Genomic DNA, 1,720 nt, shown 5'->3' on the forward strand with positions numbered 1-1,720 from the left:
TCCTGCCGAGTAGCCGGCCGGACAGGTCGTAGAGCCGTGCGGTGACGGTGGCACCCTGCAGATCTGTCCACGGCGACGACGGCGACATGCTGATCACCGGGCTTCCGATGCGCCCCGTAGAAGAGACCGTGCACCGGCTCGAAGCCGTGGAGCTCATCGTGTTCGCCGCCGCACTGATCGCCACGGGTGTGGCCGGAGCTCTGTGGGTCCGGCTGTCACTGCGCCCCCTGGCCCGGGTCACAGCCACTGCCCAAGAAGTCGTTCAACGCCCGCTGGCCAGCGGCGAAGTGGCCATGCCCGAGCCGGTACCTGAGACAGATCCGCGCACGGAGGTGGGGCGTGTGGGCGCCGCGCTCAACGGCATGTTGAGACATGTCGGTGACGCGCTGGCCCGACGCCATGCGAGCGAGGAGAGGCTGCGGCACTTCGCCGCCGACGCCAGCCACGAACTGCGGACCCCGGTGGCCACCGTCCGGGCCCACACGGAACTCGCGCTGCAGCATTCCGGCCCCATGCCCGACGAAGTCCGCCACGCCCTCACCCGCATCCAGTCGGAGACGAAGCGTATGAGCGGCCTCGTCGACGACCTACTGCTCCTCGCCCGGCTGGACGCGGGCCGACCGCTGGCCCGCGAGACGGTCGACCTGACCCGGCTCGCACTCGACGCGATGGACGACGCCCGCGCCGCCGGCCCTGACCACCGCTGGATCCTCAACCTGCCCGAAGAACCGGTGACAGTCATCGGCGACCCGCACCGGCTGCACCAGATCGTCGCCAACCTCCTCACCAACGCCCGGATCCACACACCGCCTGATACGAAGGTTTCGCTGCGCCTCGACACCGGAGCCGACACCGCCCGGCTGACGATCACAGACGACGGGCCGGGCATCCCGGAAACCTTCCTGCCCGACCTGTTCGAGCGCTTCTCCCGCGCCGACCCGAGCCGATCACGCTCGGCCGGCGGCACCGGCCTCGGACTCGCGATCGTTGCCGCTGTGGTAAGAGCCCACGGCGGCTCGGTCGAGGTGACCAGCAGCCCCGGCAACACGGCCTTCCACGTCCGCTTGCCAAAGGCGGAAACTGAGCTTGATCTTTAACGTCGCAGGTCACCCAGCGGGCTGATCTGCGGTTCTTCCCGGGACAGCGGACGCGGCCGTTCTCCACGCTTCGAGATGTCGAGTCACGAAGCTCAAGACGGCGGCCGCTGCGTATGAGTCTCCCCGCCCCAGGACCCGCAGGCGAGGCGTTGGACGTCTTGTCCCGCTTTCGGGTCGAGTTCTACGAGTGCCTTTACGCGCGTGCGGACGCGCTCTTCGAGCTGACGGAGGCGGTGCTGTGAAGGGACGGACCCGTGCAGACCTTGGTCGACCTGAGTTTGGAGGCCGAGCACCGGCGTGGGCACGGTGCCCTCTACCAGGCGCTGAACGCCGGCTGGGCCGAGCCGGCCCGGCTCAGGAGCCTGCTGGCGTCGCTGCCCGTGCCGCATGCGGTGGACGGCCGGATCGTGCCGGCCGTGGACATTTCCACTTGGTTGCGGCCGGACGCCGACACCAGCCCCGACCGGCTGCTCTGCCACGTCTACGGGCGTGGCCGCAGCAAAGACCAGTTCATCCCGGGCTCGCCCTACCGTTCCTAATCAGTGAGCAGTAGTGAGTCTTGGACCCATACCTGGTCACTGCGGGCATCCCGAACGGTTTTGGATGTCCTGGTCGCCCGCTTT

At 68.7% G+C, this 1,720-nt stretch carries 2 pseudogenes; both read left to right on the forward strand.

Going from position 1 to position 1,720, the window contains the following annotated elements:
• Positions 1-62: 62 nt before the first annotated feature.
• Positions 63-1,097, forward strand: a pseudogene (locus AB0M27_RS47650) (HAMP domain-containing sensor histidine kinase); the annotation flags it as partial.
• A gap of 113 nt (positions 1,098-1,210) precedes the next feature.
• A pseudogene (locus AB0M27_RS47655) lies at positions 1,211-1,630 on the forward strand (transposase); the annotation flags it as partial.
• Positions 1,631-1,720 lie beyond the last annotated feature (90 nt).

Source organism: Streptomyces sp. NPDC052107 (assembly GCF_040680215.1).
Taxonomy (GTDB): Bacteria; Actinomycetota; Actinomycetes; order Streptomycetales; family Streptomycetaceae; genus Streptomyces.